Below are 16,733 nucleotides of genomic sequence, written 5' to 3'. Positions count from 1 at the left end.
TTCATTTTGAGATTCCTCGAATCACCTTGGCTGTAAATGTCGTACAGTATTTTGTTCCTAAAAACTGATAATACCAGGATTCTTGGATTCTAATTTCGGTTAGAACCCCGTCCTTAGCCTGCTCCGCTAATTTTTCATAAGCTCTTGCATAACGATCGGTGACATCGATTGGAATCAAATACAATAGCACGATTCCACATTCTCTTGCGAATGCCGGCGAACTCACGACATCGGTTTCCGTTATCCGCTTCTGCTCGATGAAAACCGGTTTTGAAATACACGAGATCAAAAGGAAAAGAATGAAAGGTCCAATTTTTGAAATCATTGAATGGCCTCTCCCGAGATGGTTAGGCATTGGAAGTTTCCTAAAATCCCCCAAAACCAGAATTCTTCTATTTTGATGTTCTTAATTGCCTTAGTTCCGGGAATCTGTTCTAACGCATTTTGATACGCCCTTTCTATCTTAGAAGTTTGTCGGATCGGAATGAAATAATGAATTGGTAAAAGGGTGAATGCTGGGTAGGGAAATCCTACAAATCCGCAAGCCTTTCCTTTTACATCGCCTAACGTTTTCTCGTTTCCCGTTAAAACCGGTTGAAGCAAGATATGATCCGAAGAGCAACTGAGAAAAAAATAACTCGTAAAGAAAATATATATAAAGAATACCGATTGTTTCATGGAAGGTTCCCGATTCAGAATGATCTAGAAGTGTGGAATGCGGTAAAGTATTTTTTAAAATGATAGCGAGAGATTATCTTTATTCCATGCATATCTTGGATAATCGAAGATGTATTTCGAGAAATGATAAAATGGGATTGAAACCAATGATCTACATTGGAATACATTCATAAAGTGTAATGTTTCCCTAGTTCTCTCGATATGGGCATTTCGGAAAAAGGAAAATCGAAACCTTTGAATAGTCATAATTTTTTTCAGCATACACTTCTTGTTCGTTGATAGCGCACCCTTTGATTTATTTCGATCGCCTAATTGGGCGCGAAGGTTTCCGGCAGTGATTTTATTCCCCCCAAACGACGACGCAATTTTTATAAAAGATGGGGCCTAAAAAACTAAAGGACGAATAATCTACGACCGCGATTTTTTCAATCCCAAAATCTTTTGCGATTTCCGCTACGCTGTTTTTAGGTCCTCGATACGCCGTATTGTAATGGAAAAATGAGATTGCATAGGCGCAACTTTCCCCTTTTTTCAAAACTCTCGCGGAAGAAATCAAGGTCCCGTTACTTTTTGAAAGAAGATGTTGTGCGTTATAGGAAAAGAGAAGTGCGGGCTCTGATGTCGCAGTACAATTTGAGTATTGCAGAAGGAAGAACGCGAAGCAAGAATAAAGGATGCGACTTTTTTTGTTATTTAGGTTCATTCTTTTTCTCCCGCTACGATGACGCAGTGATTTCTATAAACGATCGCAAAAATATGAAGCGCGCTATAATCAATCATCGCGATTCTTTGAATTCCGTTTGATTTGGCGACCGAGCCGACGCCCGCGTTTCCAAAGGAGATTAAGCCTAAGATATTATGAATACAACCCTCGGCGACGGCTTCCGGCTTTACGTCGTTAGCAGGATTGATCTGTCCTGGAAATTTATTGTATGTAAACAAGAAACCGCCGACTGGACCGGAAGCGCACCCTACAAAAAAAGTTAGGATGAGAAGAATGGAGAAGATAGACGTTCTTTTTTTCATTCGGATTCTCCTTTTGTTTTTTTCTTCTTGGTAATTTCAAAGTCCGGTTTCGATTTTTCGTATTCTTCTTCTGAGACAGTTCGGGACGGCTTTGATTCTCCCGTTACGATCGTGCAAAAACTGTGATAGACGATCGCAAGGACGGCGGTGTGCTCGTATTCTATATGTGCAATTTTTTTAATATTTCCTTTTTGTGCGGCGGTTAGAAGGGAGGAATCTCCCCAGGCAAATAAGGACAAAACGGACCGGGAGCATGCTTCTCCTCGATCGATACTTTTTGCATTCCCGGTAAGAGTTACTGGAATGGATTCATTGTGATAGAATAAACCACCTTTATAAAAAAGTTCAAAAGAAGGTCTTCCGTAGGCGGGAGTCGGGTTTGTGTTCATTTCTTCGGGGCCAATGGGAGAATTGACGATATTGATTCCGGTGCAAGAGAACGAAAAAAAGATTCCTATCGAAAATACGACGGAGGAAAGACGAAAGTGCTTTTGGAATAAAAACTTTGAATTCATAGAATCCTCCAAATGTTATATCACTAATTTATAAAATTTTAAGACAAAGAAAACGATTTTTTTCGATCAAAAAAACAAAAATCTTTTTTAATAATCTTATCTTAATCAGAAAAGACCTTAAGGGAGCCGTTTTCGTTCCCAGTTCTTGACGCATTTATTATTTCCTAAGCTAAAAAGAAGTTGAATGCACCGTTAGGCCCACGAATGTTTTGTTCATTCTTTGAGAAACGGGAGAAACGAACTAAGGTGGCTCGGTCCGAGAAGTCGCGCGGAGCTTGCGAATTTTCTTTGATGTTTCTTTCGATTTTTTATGAAAAGAGAGAAGTATTTCTTCGGTTGAAAGAGGATCGAGATCGATTCTTATCGAGAGAGCATTTCCGATTCTTCCAAATCAAAAGAAAAAGGGGAGATGATCAGGGAGATATCGTCTTCTTCTTTTTGTTTTCGAATGTTCCCGAAAACGCTTTTCCATTCTTCTCTCCTTTGCTTGGAGGTGGAAGTTTCGTTTTTTTGAATATAAAAAAGTGCGAATAAAAGGAGTTCTCGGTTGAATCCGGTTTGTTTGAGTTTTGCGTCCAAAAATTCTTCATCGAGAGTTCGGTTGGATTCCACGATTTCTTGAAGAATTTCGATCGCCTGAATATCGGAAACACTTCCTCTTTGTCTGTAAATTCTATGCAAAGGGTAAAGGATTTCCTTTCCCGCTCTTCCTTCTTTTTTAAGGCTCAGATAAAAGGCTCTCCGGGACATCGCCAAAGCATCGTTATATCTTTTGTTCTGTAAGAATTCGAGGCCTGATTCGTAAGAATAGATCGGTTCGTTTCGAAAGATCGCGGCTCGGTCCAAGAGGGCTTGTTCCAAAAGTGGAGAGTTTTTCTTTTTTAAGGACAAGAGAAGAATTCGGTGGAGAAGGGAATTCTCCGGAAAGTAAAGAAGATATTTTCTGCATTTTGAGATCGTTTCGTCGATTTTACCGGCTTCGAACGAAGTATTGACTTCCGCGTCGATTGCGTCTCGGTCTTCTTTGTAAGGATTGTTTTTTTGGATCCAGAGAAGTGTCTCTTTGTAATAATTTAAATTTCCGAGTCTCGAACTTAGAATGAGCGCTTTGTAACGATACTCCGGTAGTTCCGGTCTTTGTGTGAGGCTGAGTCTTGTAAAAAGAAAGGCTTTGTCCGGCTTCTTTAATTCTTCGTATCCTGCGACCATTTCTCTTAAGAGGTCTTGATTGTCCGGTTCGATCTGAATGCTCTTTTCAAAACTCTCCAGAGCGGTCGTTAGGTCTCCCTTTCCGATCCAAGCTCTTCCTTCGATTTCATAGTAGGGCGCGGTTCTCTTGGTTCCTAAGGAGTCTGCGATCTCCAATTTCTGGAGCGCTTCGTCGTAACGGAGTCGTCCCAATTCTTCCTTTGCCTGGCGGAGCAACTCTCCGTAAGAAAAGGTTGAATTCCCATGGAGCGTTGAATAACCTGTGCAAAGTACAAAAAAGAACCAAGTGGATAGCAGTTTCCTAGGCGCTCTGTCAGGTAGAATTCTTCCCATCTTTTTAAACATCGGAACATTGAAAAAAAACAAGAGGTTTCACTGAATGAATTCAGTTACGATTATTATCGCCATGTCTATTTTGGCGATCGTTACTGCAGTAGTCTACACCTTCAAAGTGATCGGCATTAAAGTCGGCGCTCCGGGTAGTAACGATAAAGAGACTCAAAAACTCATAGAAATATCCTCCGCCATCTCCGAAGGGGCAATGGCCTTCCTGGTTCGGGAATACAAGGTTATTTCCGTTTTCATCGCCTTTATGGCGGTCCTGATCGTTCTCCTTTTGGACAATCCGGGTTCGGAAGGGTTTAATGACGGGATTCACACCGCGATCGCTTTCGTTTCCGGTGCCGTGATTTCCTGTCTCTGCGGATTTATCGGGATGAAGATTGCAACCGCTGGAAACGTAAGAACCGCAGAAGCCGCAAAAACTTCTCTTTCAAAAGCGTTTCGAGTTGCTTTCGATTCCGGTGCTGTGATGGGATTCGGTCTCGTGGGTCTTGCGATCCTCGGGATGATCGTCCTCTTCCTTATTTTTACGGGAATGCATCCCGGAGTGGAAAAACACTTCCTCATGGAATCTCTGGCAGGCTTCGGTCTGGGTGGTTCGGCTGTGGCTCTTTTCGGAAGAGTGGGGGGAGGAATTTACACAAAGGCCGCCGACGTAGGAGCGGACTTGGTGGGAAAGGTAGAAAAGGGAATTCCGGAAGATGATCCGAGAAACCCGGCTACGATTGCGGATAACGTGGGTGACAACGTGGGTGACGTTGCCGGAATGGGAGCCGATCTTTTCGGATCTTGTGCGGAAGCGACTTGTGCCGCCCTTGTGATCGGAGCGACGGCATCGGCTCTTTCCGGTTCCGTGGATGCGCTTTTGTATCCTCTTCTGATCTCCGCTTTTGGAATCCCGGCTTCTCTTTTGACGAGTTTCCTCGCAAGAGTGAAAGAAGGCGGAAATGTGGAAACCACTCTGAAAATTCAGCTCTGGGTATCCACGATTCTCGTAGCGATCATCATGTATTTCGTAACCAACACCTTTATGGTGGATTCTTTTGAAATCGCGGGAAAGACGATCACAAAGTGGGATGTTTATATTTCCATGCTCGTCGGTCTTTTTTCGGGAATGTTCATAGGAATCATAACCGAGTATTATACTTCTCATTCTTACAAACCGGTGAGAGAAGTCGCGGAAGCGTCTAACACCGGTGCGGCGACCAACATCATCTACGGACTCGCGCTCGGATATCATTCTTCCGTGATTCCCGTGATTCTTCTTGTGATCACCATCGTAACGGCGAACATTCTCGCTGGGATGTATGGAATCGCGATCGCGGCTCTGGGGATGATTTCTACCATCGCGATCGGCCTAACGATCGACGCTTACGGTCCTGTTTCGGATAACGCGGGTGGAATCGCAGAGATGGCGGAGCTTGGAAAAGAAGTTCGTGATAGAACCGACAATTTGGATGCGGCAGGAAATACCACTGCGGCGATCGGAAAAGGGTTTGCGATCGGTTCAGCGGCCTTGACGTCTCTGGCACTGTTTGCGGCGTTTATCACAAGAACGCAGACGACAAGCCTCGAAATTCTAAACCCGGAAGTATTCGGGGGTTTGATGTTCGGAGCGATGTTGCCTTTCCTTTTCACCGCAATGACGATGAAGTCGGTTGGGAAAGCGGCCGTGGATATGGTGGAAGAAGTTCGAAAACAGTTCCGTGAAATTCCGGGAATTATGGAAGGAAAGAACAAACCGGATTACAAACGTTGTGTGGACATCTCCACGACTGCGGCTCTCAGAGAAATGATTCTTCCGGGATTACTCGTTCTTTTGACTCCGATCGTAGTAGGTTATCTTTTCGGAGTGAAGTCACTCGCAGGAGTTCTTGCGGGTGCGCTCGTTGCCGGTGTGGTTCTCGCGATCTCCGCGGCGAACTCAGGCGGCGGATGGGACAACGCAAAGAAATACATCGAGAAAAAAGCCGGTGGAAAGGGTTCCGACCAACACAAGGCGGCCGTAGTCGGTGATACCGTTGGAGATCCTTTCAAAGATACGTCCGGACCATCGATCAATATTCTTATCAAGTTGATGGCGATCACAAGCCTCGTCTTTGCCGAATTTTTTGTTCAGCACGGCGGATTGGTTCTGAGATTGTTTCATTAGAATTTTAGAATTCGATTCTAAAACTTGGGAAAGCCCTTTTCGCAAAAAAAAAGCGGGAAGGGCTTTTTTATTTTTTCAGGGGCGTGCCCTTCGCGAGGCGAAGGTCGCGCTCTCCGCTTCAGTCAAGTTATTGAGTGATTCCCGTTTGAGGAAGTCTTGGAATTTGAAAGCAATAACTTGACTCCGCCTCGATCGCTCACGCTTTCGAGGAAAGGTTTGTATTTGCCGTTTAGCTTTCTGGGAAGGGGAACTTTTTAGGGAAAGGGGTCGGGGATGGATTCAGTTGTAATCGGGTCCGGTGCGAAGTGCAAGGCACGGGAGATTTGGTTTTTCCGTAGATCTAAAGTCCAGATCATCCTGTAAACGGAATGGAACTGAGGAACTCCTCGGTTCATGGTTTCAACGATAGAATCCCCGACGCCGACGTCTTCCAACCACAAGAGATAGTTAAAGAGAAAACACCTCGAAACTCCGTGTGCCGCCGCCAAAGCCCCCAAGACCGCCCAAACTCCCGAATGTACATGGATCGTCATCTTCTTCATATCTCCGGCTCCCCAGTTGTATTTGATCTTACCACCTCTCCCATGAAGACGATCCAGGGAAGCAACGTACTTCGTAAATCGAATCAAAAGAAAAGGGAGCTTCTTAGAAAGAGCCTTCCTCTGAGCCACGTCTAAACGGTTCCAGTAACGGAGCGGAATCAAAAGAGAATCCGTTCCGACTTCACCTTCATTCAGAGCGGAAAGAATCTTTTTTTGGGAAGAAAGCAAGAGGATGTCCATACTCGAAACGGTTCCCCAAAGAGAAGAAACGGACGACGAAAGTGTAAAAAAAAATGGAAAAAAGATTCCGACGAAACGATGGAAAACAGCCGAATCGATTCCAAGTAGAGAATCGTCAGAATCCATTTTAGAATTTTGGTTTTTTAGTCCGCTCGGCGCCTTGTTTTCTCACTTGCAAATTCGCAAAGGAAGATCTATTTCATTCTTATGAAACTTCGTTCTCTTCTCGTTCCAGCGATATTCTCCGTTCTCTACGCGATCTCCGTTCAGTATCTCATCCGAATCGAAACCTTAAAGAGTCTCGGAATCACGATGGCATACGGAGGCGTTTTTGTATTACCGTTTTTGATCGGTGTAATCAGCGTCTACTGGACGGAAAAGGAAAGAGCGCGATCCATCTTCTTTCATATCTTTTTTCCTTGGTTGCCGACGACGCTATCGATGCTCCTTTCGTTTCTCGTAAATTGGGAAGGAATGATCTGTCTGATCATGGGTCTTCCTATCTACCTCGTCTTATCGAGCTTGGGAGGGATTTCGGTAGGAATCTGGTTTTATATCTTCCCGAAGAATCGAATGAACTTCCTCGGTGCGTTAGGTATTCTTTCCCTTCCTCTCGTCTCCGGATACTTGGAATCCCATTGGAATTTACCGAATGAGATCCGCTTCGTAGAAACGAGCATTTCAATAACCGCAAAACCCGAGACGGTCTGGAAGAATATCATCCGAATTCCGGAACTAGAAAAAACGGAAGATGGATTCTTTTACAAGATGGGATTCCCGAGACCGGTCGAAGCTACGCTTTCAAACGAAGCTCTCGGAGGAATTCGTGAGGCGAAATTTGAGAAGGGACTTCTTTTTTACGAAACGATTACGGAATGGAATCCGTTTCAAAGATTAAAGTTCGAAATCAAGGCAGATCCCAATTTAACGCCGCTTACAACGTTAGACACTCATGTGGTTCCGGGAGGGATCTACTTCGACGCGTTGCAGGGAGAATATGAGCTGGAGTATCCGGAACTTCAGAATCACAGGAAAAAACAAAAGGTGATTCTTCATCTGAGAAGCAAATATCGTCTTTCTACACACTTTAACTTTTACGCATCTTTCTGGGGGGATTTTTTGATGCGTGATATTCAGAATACGATCTTAAGAATTTTGAAAAGAAGGATCGAAAATTCGTAGAACAATTTCTCCGAAAAAAACTTTGATCTTCTCCTAAAAACTCCAATGTGGGAACTCTCACACTTTTCGGTCTGGTGTGGACGGAACCAAACGTCCCGAGATTCACTGAGGAGACAAAATCTGTGGGAACTCTCACACTTTTCAGTCTGTGTGGACGGAATCAAACGTTCCAAAGTCCACCGAGGAGACAAAATCCGTGGGAACTCTCACACTTTTGAGTCTGTGCGGACGGAATCAAACGTTCCAAAGTCCACCGAGGAGACAAAATCCGTGGGAACTCTCACACTTTTCAGCCTGAAAGGACAGAATCAAACGTTCATAGGTCCACCGAAGAGACTAATCTGTGGGAACTCTCACGAAAAACGACTTCTAACTTCTTTGAATTTAGCACTCGTTCTTTCTAATCATCCAGCCGAAGGGAAATGGCATGAAAACCGTATGGAGAACACCTCTTTATTTTTCGTGGGAATTGAAGTGGCAGATCGGATCCGAGTACGAAAGAATTTCCTCAAAAGAATTCACTCCGAAAAAAACACCGAATCTTCCGTAGTTGAGATGGGGAACCGAAAGAGATTCACCCGTATCCGAGTTTTCCTCCTGATCAATGTGAATGTGACCGATATAAACCCATCGACCGTCATCCTTCCTATTCTTACTCAGCTTAGAAAGTAACACAGGAGTATTGGAATACCAGAGAGTGGTTCTGATCGGATCCCGAAAGTTTTGAGATTCGTTTGTGGTTTGATCAACGATGAACTTTTTTACGTTTGGAAATCCGTTGTAGCCTTGATCCCAGGACCATTCCGGTTTTCTACCTCGAGTCACGTGTCGTATTAAAACGAAATCGATTTTTCTGAACGTTTCTTTTTCCGTCGAAACGGAGACGTCGTTTAGAAGAATATCATATGCATCTTCCGTAATATTCCTATCAAACCATCTGGCTGGATTTAGAAAGTTTAGAAAGGCAAAAAAGGAGGAACCAGGAATGTGCGGATGACCGTTTAAATCCTCTTTCCGAACACCCCTTTGCATGTAAGAATGAGAATCCGGTTCCTTTACGAACTCAGCCGATTTGGCGGAAAGAATCCTTACCCTGGAAATGGATTCTTCGGAAAATACTTTCCCGTTTCCGATCAATAAAAAACAAAAGAAAGCAATCTGATAAAAACGGAAGGTTTTCAAAGCGGGGCTACAACTTAGAAATCTCTTCAAATAGTCTTTTCGCCGCGCCTCGCCCTTGTTTTACGAAATCCGAATTGTGTTTTCTGATCTTTGCGATCTCAGTCGAAGGAAAATTCACAATTCTTAATATATCCTCGGGCTCTGATACGACAAATAAACCTCCAGTATTTTTTAAGATCATTGCCTCTGGGGAATTGGAAATTTTTTTCCCGGTCATCAGAGGAAGGCCGAACGTCGCCGGTTCTAAAACGTTATGAACCCGGTTGTGGATCGCTCCACCCACATAGGCAAAGTCCACAGCTTGGTAAGCGAAGGCGAGAATTCCCAAAACGTCGAAGACGATCGTCTGAGCGTTCATCTTTTCATACGGAGTGGAGGTCCAAGTCTCGTATTCCATCTTTGCGTCTTGCAAACGATGTTCTATCGAAGTGATCCTTTCGGGAGAAGTTTTGTGCGGAAAAATCCAAAATGCGAATTCGTTTAACAAATCCGGTTGTTTTTCCTTCGCGAGTTTGTAGAAGGATACGAGGAGTTCCTCGCAAGGTTCGTAAGTGGATGCAAATAGTATGATTTTCGAATATGGATAATTTTTAGGTCTTACAAATTCCTTTTTTGTATCCTCGATTTTTTTTAGAACCGTATCGAACCGGGTATCGCCTAAAACTTTTACGGGAATTCTATCCGGAACAAGGGAGCGAAAGGCCTCGTAAAAACTTTCGTGAGAAGGATAAACGCCGCTTAGGTTCCGAAATACCGCCTTTGTCAACATTCCCAAAAAACCATTCTTTCGACTTCCTATGACCGCAGAACCCAAGACGACCTTCGTTCCGAATTTTTTTGCGGAAAGAATGAGATTCGGCCAAGTGTCCCATGCCATCAGTACAAGAACCTTCGGCTGAAAGTGTTTGAAAATCCAGTCGTAACCGAAAGGAGTGTCGATCGGAAGACGAAAGGTTTCATCCGCGGGAAAGGCTTCGAGTTGAGAATCTCGAACGCTCTCTGAAAAAACGGACTGAAGCAAAAAAGTCGAAGGTTCTTTTTTGCGAAACTCCGATGCCAGAGCGTGGCACTGATCCAATTCTCCCACGGAAGCGGCGTGTAGCCAGATCACTTTTTTTGCGTTCGTTTCAAACGGTTTTGAAAGAATTCTCTCTCGATCCTCGTTTCGCTTTTGAAAAAAAATTCTTCCCGAAGGAAATAGATAGGCAAGAGGGACGATAAAGACTCGAAGAAAGATCGTCAGGATTTGGTAGAGAAAAATCATTGGTATATGAGCGGAGTTCTGTTTGCTTTTGATCTGATGGATACCTTGATCAAGGATCCCTTTCATTCTGCACTTTATAAAATACTTCCCAGCGAATCGAGAGAAAAATTCATTCAGGGAAGAGAAAGAAACGCCTTTATCGAATTCGAGAAGGGCCATATCGAAGAGGAGGAATTTTTCGAAAGATTCTACCTTCCCGAATTTAGAAATTCCGATCTTCCGGATCCTCGTAAAATCAAGGAACTGATGTTTCAAAAAATCCGTCTGATCGACGAGAGCGTCGGGATCGTCAAACTCCTAAAGGCGAACGGAAACAAACTCGTGCTTGCGAGTAATTATTCGATCTGGTATAAGGAACTCGAAAAATTTCCGGAGATGCAGGAAGTTTTTTCCCAATTCGATCAACTCTATTTTTCGTGTGAACTCGGGACCCGCAAGCCGGCAGAAGAATACTTTCAGTGGATTCAGACCGATTATCCCGGAATGCGTTATGTTCTGATCGATGACAACGCGACTAACGTGGAAGCCGCGGGTTATGTAGGTTGGGATACGTTTCGTTTTAGTTCGAAGAATCCTTCGGAACTGGGAGAATTTTTTAAAACCCAGTACCCCAATTATCTTTGATCTCCGCTCCCGGATACGCCTCGTCTCTGGTATCGATGAGAATTCCCATCCGATCGATGTAAAAGACGAATTCTCCCTTTTTTTGAAACGGTCCAGGTATCAATCGAATCGCCGCGATCTCGAAGGGATAACGGAGACTGGAATTGAGTCTTGTGTTCCTTGCGGGAATCTCCAGCTTCTTCTCGATTCTTTTCCAACCGTCAAAACTCAGATCGCTCAGTTCGATCACGATTTCTTTGGACCTGTATTGATGGAGAACCAATTCTATCTTTGCATTTTGGGAAGAAGCGTACATCCAAAAAAAGATCCGAGTCGGAGCGCCGATCGGAAGACGGATCTTTTCCTTTGGACGAATCTCCAAATGAGCGTGTTTTGGATTTTCAAAAAAGGTCTGGACCATCATCGAACGATAATCGTTCGCCGGAGCCAGTGTCGGATAGAATTCTCTTTCTTTCGAAAAAGCTCCGTGGGAAGGAATCTGCGCTTGGAACCGAATCTCGTTTAAAAAAGAAACGCCTCGATAAATTTCCCAGGGCCTTTCCCCGTCAAAAGAATCCACAAGAAAAAGATTGTATTGCCTCCACTCGGAAAGTACCTTTTCCAAGATCAGAACCCGACTGATTTCATCTTCTTCTCTTTTTACGGGCGCCGAAGGAAGACCCGTGAAACTTCCGGAAAGAATCGAGATCAGAAAGAAGAATAGGGCGAGGCGGAAAAAACGGCGGTTCACAGGATTCTATTCGGTGAAAATGAGACTTAAAAAGAGACACTTATCCCGTTTTCCCTTCCCTTTTTCGAAGGAAAAAACCGATATTCTAAAAAGGTATGCCCATGAGACGAGACCAGTTGAAAATCTTACTTTCCGGAATTTTAGTTTTGCTCTTAGGATCCTTGATCCTCTACAGTTACCTCTTTCGGGAAGACATCTCCAAATTCTTAAAAAAGAAAGAAGGTGAGGAAGTCTCAAACAATTCCAAAACCGATCGGGTAATATTGAGTCCGGACATGAACACGGAACCTCCGCTTTCGCCAAACGACTTGAATACGCTTCCCACGGAGGAAAAAATTTCTCCGCCTATCGGCGATTCTATGGGAATGGAAAAAGAAAAGTCTCCGTCCAAAGAAACCAAAAGCATCAAAGAAGAATGGCCCGAGGAAAAGAAGACAACTTCTCCCTCAAAACCGGAAAAAGAAAAATACCCGGAAGAAAAATGGAATCCTCCCAAGGACGACACGAGCACGTATAAAGACGAAGAACCCAAATCCAAAAAAGAAAGAATGAAAGAAGACAAAACGGATTGGGAAGACAAAGCGGAACGAAAACATTCCGTAAAAAAGAAAAAGTATCTTAAAAAACATTCTTCTCACAAGACCGGAAAAAGAATCCGCTCCTTGGAAACGAGGGTCAATCGATTGGAGAAAAAATTAGGGATCTCTTCCTCCAAGAAAAAGGGAAAAACGAAAAAGGCTTCTTCCAAACGAAGTCTCGAAAAACGAGTGGAAAAACTCGAAAGAGAAATGCAAAATTTAAAATCCAAAGAATGATATGGGGATTCGAGAACGTTATCTTCAAATTCAAGAAGAACTCGCAAGTCTAAGGCCGGAAAAACCGCCCACACTCATCGCGGTTTCCAAGTTCCAACCTTTGCAAGCCGTAACGGAAGCCGTAAACGCAGGAGTCATTCATTTCGGAGAAAATCGAATCCAAGAAGGTTTGGAAAAATTCGAAGAGTGGTTAAAGCCGAAAGAGTCTCCTTTGGTCTTGCATCATATCGGGCCGGTGCAGAGCGGGACCCTTCGAAAACTATTCTTAGGTTATTCGTATGCGCACGGAGTCGGTAGTCTTGGAACCTTGGAAGAACTTTTGAGCCGCGCGCAAAAAGAACAAAAGAAAATACGATACTTCTTACAAGTCAATCTCACGAACGAAGAAAGCAAACATGGGTTCGACAAAAAAGAACTGCTCGAAATTCTTACAAAAAAAGAAAATCTTTCCAACGAGTTTTGTATTCTCGAAGGAATGATGACGATGGGACCCTCGGACGGAGAACCGAATCAAACGAGAGACGTTTTTCGAGAACTCGCCAAGATCCGAAACGAATATTATCCCGAAGGAAAATTATCCATGGGAATGTCCGGAGATTACAGGATTGCAATCGAAGAAGGAAGCGACTTTGTAAGAATCGGAAGCGCCATTTTTGGGGAAAGGAATTGATCATGAAACATACGATTGGAATCGCCGGTTGTGGAAATATGGGAGGAGCGATCTATCTTTCGCTCAAGAAACGTTATCCGACACAGGTCCTTGGATACGATCCATACATGACCTCGAACAAAAAGATCGAACTCGTCTCTACCTGGGAAGAATTCTCGTCCAAATCGGATCTTATCGTCGTCTGCGTAAAACCGGGAAAGGTCGCCGAACTTCTCAAACAAGTAGCATCGACTAAGTCCGTGATCTCCGTCGCCGCGGGAATCAGCACACAGACGATTCGGAATTCTCTTCCTTCCGGATCCAAGGTCGTTCGGATCATGCCGAATCTTCCCTTACTCGTCGGAGAAGGTGCGATCGGATACTACGGAGATTCCGAACTCTACGAAACGGTCGAAGAAATCTTTCAGTCCCTCGGACATTCGGTAGCCTTGAGTTCCGAGTCTCATTTGGACGCAGTCACGGGGCTTTCCGGTTCCGGTCCGGCGTATGTGTTTAAATTCATCCAGGCTCTCGCAGAAGGCGGGGTGCAGTCCGGACTTGCCTACCAAGAGGCCTTGGACTTGAGCATACAAACCGTCCTCGGGTCTGCAGAACTTCTGAGAAAAGAAAGAAAAAAGGATCCGGGCACGCATCCGGAAGTTTGGAAGAATAAAGTGACTTCACCCGGAGGAACCACGATCGCCGGACTTGCAGAACTCGAAAAACACGGGTTTAGCCATGCGATCTTAGAAGCCGTCCAAGCGGCGAGCAAACGATCAAAAGAACTCGGAAATTAATGCGAACTCAGAGAAGTTTCGTTTTGCTTACGGGATCCTTGTGGGCAGTTTGTTTTCTCTCAAAACATAGTTCTTTCTGATTAGTTTTGATAGCAAGAAGAGACTAACGTTGAAGTGCGAGTAAATATTCACTTTCCTTTTTAGAAAAAGGACGCAAACTTATCCTAAAATGTAGTTATATTGGAAAACAAGTTTGAAATTGAAAATTTATCTTGAAAAGAAAGAGGGAAGGATTAAAACACTAGCGCGGACAGGATTCGAACCTATGACCTTTGGGTTATGAGCCCAACGAGCTACCAGCTGCTCCACCGCGCGGTGTATGTAGGTCAGTATTCGTGCTGAACCCTCGAAAGCAAGAATAAATCGACAAAAAGAATTGATTTTTAAAGAAAAATTAGATCTTATAGCGTTTGGTATAAGAGATTCATTTCGAATGAAAAAGAAAGCCGTTCAAAATTTCGGCAATAAATTGGAAAAGGCTCCTTTCGTATCTAAAGCACCGGAGAACCAACCGTTTGATCAGTAAAGAAAATGATCCCTTGATGATAGAATATCTGGAAAAGAAAATCTATGATCAGAAGCAATTATTAGAAATCAGCAAAGCTCTCAATTCTACATTAGATTATAAATATCTAATGGATGCAATTCTAAATATTTGTCTCGCGCAGTTGCAAACCTTACAGGCCGCCATTTATGTCAGCCCGGAAGCGGATTCCGATTTTTTTGAATTGGATCCGAGTTACAAAGGTTTTGATCTTTCGGAAAACGAAAAATCATTCCGTATCAAAACGGACGCGGCCCTCATTCAGTTTTTAGAAACCAGAATGAAAGCGATGACTGTAAATCAGATTGAAGAGAGCATGGGCCGATCCGTAACCGAAATCGATTTCCTTCGTGGAATCGGAGCCGACCTCATCATACCTTTGAACGCAAAGGGAAAGGTGAACGGTCTTCTCGTTCTCGGAGAAAAGATGACCATGAACGAGGTTCAGGAAGAGGACCGAGATTTTTTAACGACTCTTTCGACTCTTGCGGGAATCGCAGTCGAGAACTCTCGTCTTTATGAACTCGCGACCGTGGACATGATGACCGGTCTCAAAGTGCATCATTACTTCCAGACAAAACTCAAGGAAGAGATGGATCGTTGTCGAAAAAAGAAGTCACACCTGACTCTTCTTTTTACGGACGTGGACAACTTTAAAAAGTTCAATGATACGCACGGTCACCAGGCGGGAGATCAGGTCCTCATCGAAGTCGCTCGACAATTGATTCGAAACGCGGGCAAACACGACACTCCGGCTCGTTACGGCGGGGAAGAATTTTGCCTCGTCATGCCGGGCGCGGATCTGGAAAGAGGATATGAGATGGGAGAAAAAATTCGCGCGGCTGTGGAAGCCAGTAGCGTGAAGAATCCGAACGGCGGTCCCGATCTCAAAGTCACTCTTTCCGTGGGAGTTTCCGAGTTTTGGCCAAAGGACAAAAATAATCGGGATCTGATTGAAAGAGCGGATAAGGCCCTTTATATGGCGAAACATTCCGGAAAAAATCAGACCATTTGTTATAAAGAAACGTAAGAAAACCTTTTTCTTTTTTCGGAATTTGCCGATCAGTACAGCATGGAAAAGAATCTCCTGCTGTACCAAGGTCCTCTCTCTCAAATTGAAGAAAGAGAACTCACAAAACGGATCCAAGACCGAGCGCTCGGGAAAGAAAAATTTGATTTTTCTCCGTATTCGTGTTTTATAGAATACAAACCAGCGGACCCGGTGACAGGCATTCAATACAGGGACTGCGTGATCGACTACACACGATGTTCCAATCAGAAATGTATCAAAAAATTGATCTGAGGTTTTTCCTTACTTTTTTTCTTTTTGCATTTTTATCCTGTTCCCTTCTTCCCTCGAAAACACAGGTCACTGCCGTTTCCGGGGGAATCGAAATCATTCTTCCCTTTTTTGAAAAACAAGGTTTTCGTTTTATCCAGCTTTCCTTAAGTCCCGAGGAAAAGCCGCTTCGGTTTTTAGTGGATACCGGTTCTCGATTCTCCTTTTTGGATGAGAAGTTTTTCACTGAACAGGATTCCAAACGAAGAATCGCGGTGACCTATCCCGGAGGAAAAGACGATTCTTATCGAAAAGTGAGAACCGTTCAGCTTTTCTCTCAATCTCATTCCATCTTTAAGAATCTTACCGTCCATTCTCATACCTTTTCCGGGAATCTCGAACTCGACGGAATCATCGGGATGGATGCGCTCTATGAGAAAATTCTAATCTTAGAATATCCGACTCAGATCCGTTTTTTAGAAGGCGCCGGCGGAGAAATTACCGAGGCCATGCTTTCTCCCTTTCCCGGTTTGGCTCAGAATACGGAACCGCTCCGATTTTTTTCCGGACATCCGGTTTTAGAAATCGAATATGGAACCCAAGACAAAGCGCTCCTTCTCATGGACACGGGCGCGGACTTGAGTCTTTTGGAATTGCCAAATGTGATTCCCGGTTTTGTGGAAGAAACTTCCTCGAGTCGTCCCGTTCAGATTCTCAACTTCCAAGGAAAGGTTTTGAACGTGAGAACACGTTTTGTTCGTAAACTTTGTATTCTCATGACGTCCAATTGTGTAAACGATCTCGAAATTCTACCTTCGGGGCTTCCGGTCGATTTCGCCGGAGTTTCGACCGGAGTTCGGATTCAGGGAATTCTCGGCGTAAACTGGTTGAACGAGCATAGAATTCTCTTGGACATGAAACGGAGTCTTATAGGTATAGTAGGGAAAGACGGCGGGAAGTAAG

20 protein-coding genes and 1 tRNA gene are annotated in these 16,733 nt (G+C 44.0%); 10 read left to right on the top strand and 11 right to left on the bottom strand.

Annotated features, from left to right (window positions below):
• Window position 1 precedes the first annotated feature (1 nt).
• The 6 genes from DLM75_RS13970 to DLM75_RS13945 form a co-directional block, all read right to left on the bottom strand.
• Window positions 2-325, bottom strand: a complete 324-nt coding sequence (locus tag DLM75_RS13970) for a hypothetical protein (RefSeq protein ID WP_118969090.1) — start codon at window positions 323-325, stop codon at window positions 2-4.
• Window positions 322-678 carry a hypothetical protein gene (locus DLM75_RS13965; RefSeq protein ID WP_118969089.1) on the bottom strand — a complete coding sequence of 119 codons (357 nt, stop codon included), beginning with the start codon at window positions 676-678 and terminating at the stop codon, window positions 322-324. Before DLM75_RS13965 ends, DLM75_RS13970 begins: the two co-directional genes overlap by 4 nt.
• Window positions 679-1,018: 340 nt before the next feature.
• The gene (locus tag DLM75_RS13960; protein WP_118969088.1) at window positions 1,019-1,381 is read right to left on the bottom strand and encodes a TRL domain-containing protein; all 363 of its coding nucleotides are present in this window, start codon (window positions 1,379-1,381) and stop codon (window positions 1,019-1,021) included.
• Window positions 1,378-1,704, bottom strand: a complete 327-nt coding sequence (locus tag DLM75_RS13955) for a TRL-like family protein (RefSeq protein ID WP_118969087.1) — start codon at window positions 1,702-1,704, stop codon at window positions 1,378-1,380. Before DLM75_RS13955 ends, DLM75_RS13960 begins: the two co-directional genes overlap by 4 nt.
• The gene (lsa14, locus tag DLM75_RS13950; RefSeq protein WP_118969086.1) at window positions 1,701-2,219 is read right to left on the bottom strand and encodes an adhesin Lsa14; all 519 of its coding nucleotides are present in this window, start codon (window positions 2,217-2,219) and stop codon (window positions 1,701-1,703) included. The genes DLM75_RS13955 and lsa14 overlap by 4 nt, the downstream gene beginning before the upstream one ends.
• Before the next feature lie 360 nt (window positions 2,220-2,579).
• Window positions 2,580-3,794, bottom strand: a complete 1,215-nt coding sequence (locus DLM75_RS13945) for a tetratricopeptide repeat protein (protein ID WP_118969085.1) — start codon at window positions 3,792-3,794, stop codon at window positions 2,580-2,582.
• A 13-nt stretch (window positions 3,795-3,807) separates the two neighbouring features.
• On the opposite strand from DLM75_RS13945, the gene DLM75_RS13940 reads away from it, so the two are divergent.
• Window positions 3,808-5,922 (top strand): sodium-translocating pyrophosphatase, encoded by a 2,115-nt coding sequence (locus tag DLM75_RS13940; protein WP_118969084.1) that lies wholly within the window; start codon window positions 3,808-3,810, stop codon window positions 5,920-5,922.
• Window positions 5,923-6,176: 254 nt separating this feature from the next.
• On the opposite strand, the gene DLM75_RS13935 is transcribed toward DLM75_RS13940, so the two are convergent.
• Complete coding sequence (locus DLM75_RS13935) at window positions 6,177-6,704, bottom strand: DUF1564 domain-containing protein (RefSeq protein WP_118969197.1); 528 nt, start codon at window positions 6,702-6,704, stop codon at window positions 6,177-6,179.
• Between DLM75_RS13935 and DLM75_RS24275 the strand changes: the two genes are divergently transcribed.
• Both DLM75_RS24275 and DLM75_RS13930 read left to right on the top strand, forming a co-directional pair.
• The gene (locus DLM75_RS24275) at window positions 6,697-6,915 is read left to right on the top strand and encodes a hypothetical protein (RefSeq protein ID WP_158586476.1); all 219 of its coding nucleotides are present in this window, start codon (window positions 6,697-6,699) and stop codon (window positions 6,913-6,915) included. The two genes, DLM75_RS13935 and DLM75_RS24275, sit on opposite strands and share 8 nt — an antisense overlap.
• Window positions 6,912-7,886 (top strand): hypothetical protein, encoded by a 975-nt coding sequence (locus DLM75_RS13930; RefSeq protein WP_429945471.1) that lies wholly within the window; start codon window positions 6,912-6,914, stop codon window positions 7,884-7,886. The genes DLM75_RS24275 and DLM75_RS13930 overlap by 4 nt, the downstream gene beginning before the upstream one ends.
• A gap of 453 nt (window positions 7,887-8,339) precedes the next feature.
• On the opposite strand, the gene DLM75_RS13925 is transcribed toward DLM75_RS13930, so the two are convergent.
• Together DLM75_RS13925 and DLM75_RS13920 are read right to left on the bottom strand one after the other, a co-directional pair.
• Entirely contained in the window at window positions 8,340-9,098 is a 759-nt protein-coding gene (locus DLM75_RS13925; RefSeq protein ID WP_118969083.1) for a hypothetical protein, read from the bottom strand.
• Entirely contained in the window at window positions 9,076-10,332 is a 1,257-nt protein-coding gene (locus tag DLM75_RS13920) for a 3-deoxy-D-manno-octulosonic acid transferase (protein WP_118969082.1), read from the bottom strand. Before DLM75_RS13920 ends, DLM75_RS13925 begins: the two co-directional genes overlap by 23 nt.
• Before the next feature lie 6 nt (window positions 10,333-10,338).
• Between DLM75_RS13920 and DLM75_RS13915 the strand changes: the two genes are divergently transcribed.
• Window positions 10,339-10,956 carry an HAD family hydrolase gene (locus DLM75_RS13915; protein WP_118969195.1) on the top strand — a complete coding sequence of 206 codons (618 nt, stop codon included), beginning with the start codon at window positions 10,339-10,341 and terminating at the stop codon, window positions 10,954-10,956.
• Here the strand turns inward: DLM75_RS13915 and DLM75_RS13910 are convergent.
• Complete coding sequence (locus tag DLM75_RS13910; RefSeq protein WP_241547937.1) at window positions 10,928-11,647, bottom strand: flagellar filament outer layer protein FlaA; 720 nt, start codon at window positions 11,645-11,647, stop codon at window positions 10,928-10,930. The two genes, DLM75_RS13915 and DLM75_RS13910, sit on opposite strands and share 29 nt — an antisense overlap.
• A gap of 140 nt (window positions 11,648-11,787) precedes the next feature.
• Here DLM75_RS13910 and DLM75_RS13905 point away from each other — a divergent pair, with 140 nt between their 5' ends.
• From DLM75_RS13905 to proC, 3 genes are read left to right on the top strand one after another with little or no spacing between them, the layout of a single operon-like run.
• Window positions 11,788-12,501 (top strand): hypothetical protein, encoded by a 714-nt coding sequence (locus DLM75_RS13905; RefSeq protein WP_118969080.1) that lies wholly within the window; start codon window positions 11,788-11,790, stop codon window positions 12,499-12,501.
• 1 nt (window position 12,502) lies between these two features.
• Window positions 12,503-13,171: a YggS family pyridoxal phosphate-dependent enzyme gene (locus DLM75_RS13900; protein WP_118969079.1), complete on the top strand. Its 669-nt coding sequence runs from the start codon at window positions 12,503-12,505 to the stop codon at window positions 13,169-13,171.
• Entirely contained in the window at window positions 13,057-13,947 is an 891-nt protein-coding gene (gene proC / locus DLM75_RS13895; RefSeq protein WP_241547936.1) for a pyrroline-5-carboxylate reductase, read from the top strand. The genes DLM75_RS13900 and proC overlap by 115 nt, the downstream gene beginning before the upstream one ends.
• 242 nt (window positions 13,948-14,189) lie before the next feature.
• On the opposite strand, the gene DLM75_RS13890 is transcribed toward proC, so the two are convergent.
• Window positions 14,190-14,262 (bottom strand) — tRNA-Met (locus DLM75_RS13890).
• Window positions 14,263-14,462: 200 nt separating this feature from the next.
• Between DLM75_RS13890 and DLM75_RS13885 the strand changes: the two genes are divergently transcribed.
• The 3 genes from DLM75_RS13885 to DLM75_RS13875 are packed head-to-tail and all read left to right on the top strand — an operon-like array spanning window position 14,463 to window position 16,732.
• Entirely contained in the window at window positions 14,463-15,521 is a 1,059-nt protein-coding gene (locus tag DLM75_RS13885) for a sensor domain-containing diguanylate cyclase (RefSeq protein WP_069607816.1), read from the top strand.
• 42 nt (window positions 15,522-15,563) lie between these two features.
• Window positions 15,564-15,794, top strand: coding sequence for a hypothetical protein (locus tag DLM75_RS13880; protein ID WP_118969078.1), 231 nt, complete (start codon window positions 15,564-15,566; stop codon window positions 15,792-15,794).
• Window positions 15,773-16,732 carry a retropepsin-like aspartic protease gene (locus tag DLM75_RS13875; RefSeq protein WP_118969077.1) on the top strand — a complete coding sequence of 320 codons (960 nt, stop codon included), beginning with the start codon at window positions 15,773-15,775 and terminating at the stop codon, window positions 16,730-16,732. Before DLM75_RS13880 ends, DLM75_RS13875 begins: the two co-directional genes overlap by 22 nt.
• Window position 16,733: the final 1 nt, after the last annotated feature.

This window comes from Leptospira stimsonii, assembly GCF_003545885.1.
GTDB classification, from domain to species: domain Bacteria; phylum Spirochaetota; class Leptospiria; order Leptospirales; family Leptospiraceae; genus Leptospira; species Leptospira stimsonii.
Note: the sequence above shows the minus strand (reverse complement) of the source record. Positions and strands in the feature narration are given on the sequence as shown.